Source organism: Cytophagia bacterium CHB2 (assembly GCA_030263535.1).
Classification (GTDB): Bacteria; Zhuqueibacterota; Zhuqueibacteria; order Zhuqueibacterales; family Zhuqueibacteraceae; genus Coneutiohabitans.
On sequence record SZPB01000358.1, the window covers coordinates 1 to 6,659 of the forward strand.

Annotated in this window: 7 protein-coding genes; 5 read left to right on the forward strand and 2 right to left on the reverse strand. The window is 55.2% G+C overall.

What is annotated here, in order from left to right:
- The 4 genes from FBQ85_24610 to FBQ85_24625 all read left to right on the forward strand — a co-directional run.
- Positions 1 to 836, forward strand: an 836-nt coding sequence (locus tag FBQ85_24610; protein MDL1878314.1) for an SDR family oxidoreductase, incomplete at its 5' end; no start/stop codon positions are given.
- A complete protein-coding gene (locus tag FBQ85_24615; protein ID MDL1878315.1) occupies positions 836 to 1,771 on the forward strand; it encodes a sulfotransferase in 936 nt (311 codons plus the stop codon). The genes FBQ85_24610 and FBQ85_24615, both read left to right, overlap by 1 nt.
- 58 nt (positions 1,772 to 1,829) lie before the next feature.
- Positions 1,830 to 2,783, forward strand: coding sequence for a GDP-L-fucose synthase (locus FBQ85_24620; protein ID MDL1878316.1), 954 nt, complete (start codon positions 1,830 to 1,832; stop codon positions 2,781 to 2,783).
- Positions 2,693 to 4,354 carry a hypothetical protein gene (locus FBQ85_24625; GenBank protein MDL1878317.1) on the forward strand — a complete coding sequence of 554 codons (1,662 nt, stop codon included), beginning with the start codon at positions 2,693 to 2,695 and terminating at the stop codon, positions 4,352 to 4,354. Before FBQ85_24620 ends, FBQ85_24625 begins: the two co-directional genes overlap by 91 nt.
- A gap of 24 nt (positions 4,355 to 4,378) precedes the next feature.
- On the opposite strand, the gene FBQ85_24630 is transcribed toward FBQ85_24625, so the two are convergent.
- Together FBQ85_24630 and FBQ85_24635 are read right to left on the reverse strand one after the other, a co-directional pair.
- Positions 4,379 to 4,729, reverse strand: coding sequence for a hypothetical protein (locus tag FBQ85_24630; GenBank protein MDL1878318.1), 351 nt, complete (start codon positions 4,727 to 4,729; stop codon positions 4,379 to 4,381).
- Positions 4,726 to 5,043 carry a DUF433 domain-containing protein gene (locus FBQ85_24635; protein MDL1878319.1) on the reverse strand — a complete coding sequence of 106 codons (318 nt, stop codon included), beginning with the start codon at positions 5,041 to 5,043 and terminating at the stop codon, positions 4,726 to 4,728. The genes FBQ85_24630 and FBQ85_24635 overlap by 4 nt, the downstream gene beginning before the upstream one ends.
- 109 nt (positions 5,044 to 5,152) lie before the next feature.
- On the opposite strand from FBQ85_24635, the gene FBQ85_24640 reads away from it, so the two are divergent.
- The gene (locus FBQ85_24640; GenBank protein ID MDL1878320.1) at positions 5,153 to 6,586 is read left to right on the forward strand and encodes a hypothetical protein; all 1,434 of its coding nucleotides are present in this window, start codon (positions 5,153 to 5,155) and stop codon (positions 6,584 to 6,586) included.
- Positions 6,587 to 6,659 lie beyond the last annotated feature (73 nt).

Genomic DNA, 6,659 nt, shown 5'->3' on the forward strand with positions numbered 1-6,659 from the left:
ATTTGATGTACGGCGGCGCGAGCCTGCTGCCGCATTTCAGCTATCCGAATTTTGAGTTCATCAAAGGAAATATCCTGGATGAGCCTAAGGTGCGCCAGGCCGTCAAGGGCGTGGATGCCATCATTCATCTCGCTGCAATTGTCGGCTATCCCGCCTGCAAAAAAAACGAGCAGCTTGCGCACGATGTGAATTTTATCGGCACGAAAATCGTCGAGAAGAATCGCGAGCGCGGACAGCTTGTGCTCTACGCCTCCACCGGCTCGAACTACGGCGCCGTGGTCGGCCAAATCTGCACGGAAACCACACCGCTCAACCCGCTCACCATTTACGGCCGCACTAAAACCCAGGCCGAGCAACATTTGCTCGATTCTCCCAATACCATTTGTTATCGCTATGCCACGGCGTTCGGCGTCTCGCCGCGCATGCGCCTGGATTTGTTGATCAACGATTTTGTGTATCAAGCCGTGAAGGTTCGCAATCTGATTATTTATGAACGAACCTTCAAGCGCACGTTCATTCATGTGATCGACATGGCGCGCAGTTTCATGTTCGCGCTGGAAAACGCCGAGCGCATGATCGGCAATGTCTACAACGTCGGCTCGGAAAACATGAATTATAGCAAGGAAGACATTGCCGACCTGGTGCGCCGGAAAGTCGATTTCTATCTGCACTATGCCGATGTCGGCAAAGATGAAGATCAGCGCAATTATGAAGTCTCCTATGAAAAAATCCATGCGCTGGGATTTCAAACGACGATTTCTGTGGAACAAGGCGTGGACGAACTGATGCGCGCTTACGAAACCATTGATATCCGGAATCCGCTCAGCAACGTGTAATGCAAACGCAACTCCAACAACCGGAGCCGGCGGCCAACGGCGCGCCGCCGCGCGTCACGAAGCAAATGAATATGATGGCGCGCCTGCGGCGCAAACTCAAGAAGTCGCGCCGCTCGGTGATACTGGCACCGGCCGGCGCGCCCACGCTCACGGAGCCGCCGATTTTCTTGATCGGCGTGCATCGTTCCGGCACCACGCTTTTGCGGTTGATCCTCGACAGCCATTCGCGCATCGCGTGCCCGACGGAGTCAATTTTCTTGCTGCCGCTCAGCGCGGTGTGGCGCGATCGCAAGGCACTGGCCGGTTTGCATGCGATGGGATTTGACGAAGAACATGTGCTGGCCAAACTGCGCGAATTCAGCAGCTATTACTTTTCGCGCTATGCTGCGGCGCGGCAGAAACAGCGCTGGGCCGACAAGAGTCCGCATTACATCGATTGCCTCGATTTTATCGAACGGCTTTACGGTCCGCAATGCCAGTATGTGTTTATTTATCGCCACGGCCTCGACGTAGCCTGTTCGGTTGGCGAAAAAGTGATTCGACAGGCGGAGGCGATGAAACAGGCTTGCGGCGATCCCTATGTCGGCGGCGCACGTTATTGGGCGGAGCAATGCCGCAAGATGCTCGCGTTTCAACGCCAACATCAGCAGCGTGTCTTCGAGCTGCGCTATGAGGCGTTGGTCGAACATCCGGAAAAAACGTGCCGCGCGCTGTTGGATTTTCTCGGCGAGTCTTGGGAAGCGCAAATGCTGCAATTTTACAAACACGAGCATACCACCGGCCACGGCCTGGAAGATCCGCTCGCTGCTTCGAGCCGTGGCTTCATGCCGAGCCTGGGCAACTATCGCAAACTGCCGGAGGCAATTCTAGCGCGCATGCGCGCTGAAGCCGGTGTAGTGCTGAAAGAGCTGGGGTATGACGATAACTTGGGTTGAGAGGTTTCTCGATTCAATCAGGCTGCATCAAACAAAGTAACACACAAGAGCTATGACGATGTCTTTCTGGCAAAATAAACGCGTTCTCATCACCGGCGGCGCGGGCTTTCTCGGCAGCCATCTGGTTGATCGCTTGCAAACTTCCGGCTGCGAGATTCTGACGCCGCGCAAAAGCCAATATGATTTCACCCGGCTGGAAGCGGCGGATGAATGTTTCGCAAAATTTCAGCCGCACATTGTGATCCATTGCGCCGCGTACTACGGCGGCATTTGGATCAATCAACTTTACCCGGGCCGCATTTTCTACGAAAATTTGGTGATGGGCGCGAATCTCATGGAGGCTGCGCGCAAAGCCGGCGTGGGAAAATTCGTGCAGATCGGCACGGCGTGTTCGTATCCCGGTTATCTTGAAAATGAATTGGCGGAAAAGGATTTGTGGAACGGCCTGCCGCACGAAACCGTGGTCAACTACGGCATGACGAAGAAGATTCTTGCGATTCAAGGCCTGGCATACAACAAGCAATACGGCCTCAACAGCATTCATTTGATTCTCACGAATCTCTACGGCCCGCGCGATACGTTTCATCCTGATCGTTCGCATGTGGCCGCCGCGTTGATTCGGAAATTCGTCGAGGCGAAACAGGCCGGTGCGCCGGAAGTTGAGGTGTGGGGCACAGGCAAGCCGATTCGGGAGTTTCTTTATGTCGATGATTGCGCCGCCGGCATCCTCAAGGCGACGGAAGTTTATAACGAGATCGAGCCGCTGAATATCGGCACCGGCGTCGGCACGTCGATTCGCGCATTGGCGGAAACCATGCAGGAGGTCTCAGGCTTTCAAGGCGCGATTCGGTGGAACACCTCCAAACCTGATGGCCAGGCCAAGAAAATCCTCGAGGTGACGAAGATGAAAAAGGCCCTGCAATGGCAGCCTCCGACTTCGCTGCGCGAGGGCCTGGCAAAAACCGTGGCGTGGTACGTGGCGAACAAAACGGAAGCAGATCAACGATTGTGAGCGTGACGCGCGAAATTTCCCACAACCTGGCCAGCGAGCCGGCGGCGGTCGATCTACGCCGCGCTGCGGCGCCGGCGATTTCCCCCAATGGGAAGTTGAAACGCGTGCGCCCCGAAGCAATGGCGCGGCACAGCGGCATTGTTTTGCTCGGCACGCTCGCCGGGCGCGGCATCAATTTTATCGCTCAAATCGTTCTTTCAAAACTGCTCGGCCTGCGGGAATTTGGCATGTTCACCTACGGCAGTTCGCTGCTCAGCTTTCTGGACGGCGTCTGCCTCGGCGGTTTTTCGCAAACCACGGTGCGCTACATCGCGGTGGCGCGTGCGCAAAACCGTCCCGCTGAAATCCGGAAGGTGATCCGCGTCGCTCTGCTGGTGATGGGCGCTTTGACGCTGATAGTGAGCGCCGGGTTTTTTTTCTTCAGTGAAGAAATAGCCGCGCGCGTGATCGGGCAACCGGATCTCGCGCCGGTGCTGCCCTGGATTGCCGTTATCTTGCCGGTACTGGTGTTGCTCTCGTGGATCGGTTTTGCGTTGCGCGCCTTTCGCGAAGTCGCGACCGAAGCGCTGATTCGGCGCATGCTGCAGCCCATTGGCTTGCTGCTCATTGTCGGCGCGCTTGCCTGGTTTACTTCGCTGAGTGTGTCTTGGGCGATGGCCGCTTTGTTGACGAGCACCGTGATCTCCACTTTTGTTGGGTTGATCAAGCTCCGGCCGCATGTGCCCAAGGCTTCCGCAGAACACGCCGCCGTGCCGACGCGCGAGATGTTGCAGTTCACGGTGCGTGTGTGGTTCTCGCGCTTTTCCGGGCTGGTTATGAATCAAGCCGACCGCTTGATGATCGGCGCGCTGTCGAGCCTTTCACAGGTGGGCATTTATCACGCTGCCTTTCGCATTGCTGATTTTCAAACGCTGGCCATGGGCTCGTTCGTGCCGATGTTCAGCACGGTGATTGCCGAAGCGCACGGCCGCGATGATCAAGCTGCCATTGTTCATTACTATCGCATGGTTGTGCGCTGGTCATTGCTGGTCACTTTGCCGATTTGCCTGGCGTGCTGGGTATTTGCCGAGCCGATCTTGCGCCTCTTCGGCGAAGAATTCGTCGCCGGTGTGCCGGTGCTGCTGATCATTGCCTTTGCCTCTTTGGTGGACGCGGGCGTCGGACCTGCCGGGCAGTTCCTGCAAATGATGAATCGCGAAAAATGGGAAATGCGTTTTTTGGCCATCGCCGCTGTGACGGCAATCGCGCTCAATGCGATTCTCATTCCGAAGTACGGCGCAATGGGCGCTGCGCTAGGCAGCGGCCTGGCAATCGTGGGGGTGAACCTGGCGCGCTTGTTGGCATTGCGCAAGATTTTGGGCGTGTTTCCCTATACGCGATTGACGCTAAGATTGCTGGCGCTTTGCGTGCTGGCATACGCCGTGGTGAGATTGGCAACGCCGTGGGGAATCTGGTGGCAGGCGGCAATTTTAGCGGGTGTGTATGGGGCGGGTGCCGCGCAGTTTTGTTTGGAGAAAGACGATCGCGCGATGTTGCAGCGGTTTCGTGCGAGATTAAACGTTCGGCGTTAGAGCTTTTGTGAACGCCCAAAAGGGCTAAAGCGGCAGATAAGCAATACGATTGATCCAGTCCTCTGTATCTGATACCATCCAGATGAGAATGATGTCATCAACAACCGTCGTGAGTTCAAGATGCTGCGGGACGATCAAAATGCCTGGACTTTCTTGCGTTGAAATAAATTCTGCAAAATTTGCCGGCATTGTGCGGTGATCGTGTGTTACTAAGAGTCGCTCACTTTTCGCGGCGCGTTCTAGCACATCTTCGTCTTGCATACCCCGCAAGCCGGCTGCATCAGCAGTTTGGAACTTAATCAGAGGTTCGCTGCGGACGATAGCATTGAGGATCGTCTGGTTAAAATCAGCGTCAGCCTGAAATTTGATTTTCATGATCCAGCCAGTTTTAGGTGTTCCTTAGCGGCGGCGATCTTTTTGTAGAACATCGGGTCTGTATCTCGAGCCGCTTGGCGCTTGACGGCATAATCGTTGCGTTGAGCGACAAGATAAGCGTCAATCTCAGCCCGGTATGCCAGATAAAAAGTGATCGCGCCATAAACCTGTTCTAAGGTGAGAACTGGAAAAGCTTGAGCAATGCTTTCGGCAGATTGGCCGCTGAGGAAGGCATAGACAATGGAATCAAGCGATACCCGTGTTTGCGCAACCCAATAGCCGTCATCGCGTTTTTCAACATAGTTGGAGTTCATAGGAACACTCAAGTCTTTTGTTGTCTATCTGCAGGATGAAAGAACGGATTATTATTGCATCGAAAAGTTATCATCCTATTCCAAAATTGCAAGCTCGAATTTTGAAGTCATGATGGATCCCAATCAAACCCGCCGCGTTTTTTGCGTCGGCTTGGATGGCGGCACCTGGACGATCCTGCAGCCGCTCATGCAAGCCGGGCACATGCCGCAGTTGAGCCGGCTCGCGCAAGCTGGCGTCAGCGGCGTGCTGCAATCGACCATTCCGCCGATCACCCCGGCGGCGTGGAGCACGTTTATGACGGGCTGTAATCCCGGCAAACACGGCATTTTTGATTTTCAAGGATATGATCGCGAGCAGCACCGTACTTTTTTCGTGAACGCCACCTCGCTGCGGATGCCTACGCTGTGGCAACTGCTGAGCCGCCACAACAAGCGTGTGGCCGTGGTGGATTTGCCGGTCACCTATCCGCCGCCGCAAATCAACGGCGTGATCATCAGCGGCTTGATGACGCCGAGCCGCGCCTCGACCTTCACCCATCCCGCAACGCTGCTCCACGAGCTTGAAACGCAGCTCGGCTACGAATGGCCGTTGCTGAAAGAAGAAGACGAGCACGGCCGCATACAGGCGGATTTCGACGGATTTTTGCGCAAGATGCAGCTCTTCTTGACCAGCCGCGTCGAGGCCATGCTTTATTTGTTGCAGCGTGAGATTTGGGATTTCGCGTTTTTGCAATTGCAAGCCGTGGACTTCTTGCAGCACGCTTTGTGGAAATATCTTGACGACTCGCATCCCGCCTATCACGAAAAGCGGCATCAGCAAGTCATTCTCCATTTTTTTAAACCGCTCGATCATGCGCTGGGAGAGTTATTCTCTCTGGCAAAGAAAACGATGGGCGAAGACACGCTGATCGTGGTACTCTCGGATCACGGCTTTCAGCGGCACAACACGCGCGCGGAGTTGAATCATTGGCTGTTTGCCAATGGTTTTCTCACGCCGCAATCCCGGCGGAACGGCATGAAAAAATCCTGGATGCGCCATGCCAGCCTCATTCGCAAGCTCGATGTTTTGCAGTTGCGCAAACGCCTGCTGCCGAAATCCAAGCGCCGGGAGTTGGGCGGCGCGCTGCGCATGCAGAGCATCGATCATGGCCGCTCGCTGGCCTATGCCGTGAGCGCGTTTTGGGGATATGTTTATCTCGGGCCAAATGCTACGGACTCCGATATCTCCAATTTGAAGAACAAGCTCGGCGCGTGGCGTGACCCGCAAACACAACAGCCGGTTGTCAAAAATGTTTTTCGCCGCGATGAAATCTTTCACGGCGCGGCATTGGATCGCATGCCGGATTTAATTGTTGAGCCGATGCCGGGTTATACGTTTTCTTCGAAAACCTATTTTAGTGATGCGCGCCAGCTCGATGCAGTCGCTCCCGATGACTTTCATGTCGGCACACATGCCAGCGAAGGTATTTTCGTGCTTGCCGGCCCGGAGATCGCTTTATCGGAATTGAGAATAAGCGGCCGCCAGCCAGCGTTTGTTCGCTAGATGCCAATGATGATAATGCCGCACATCTGAACGGCATATTGCGGGGCGGTCGTCATGGGGCGGGAGCATATGG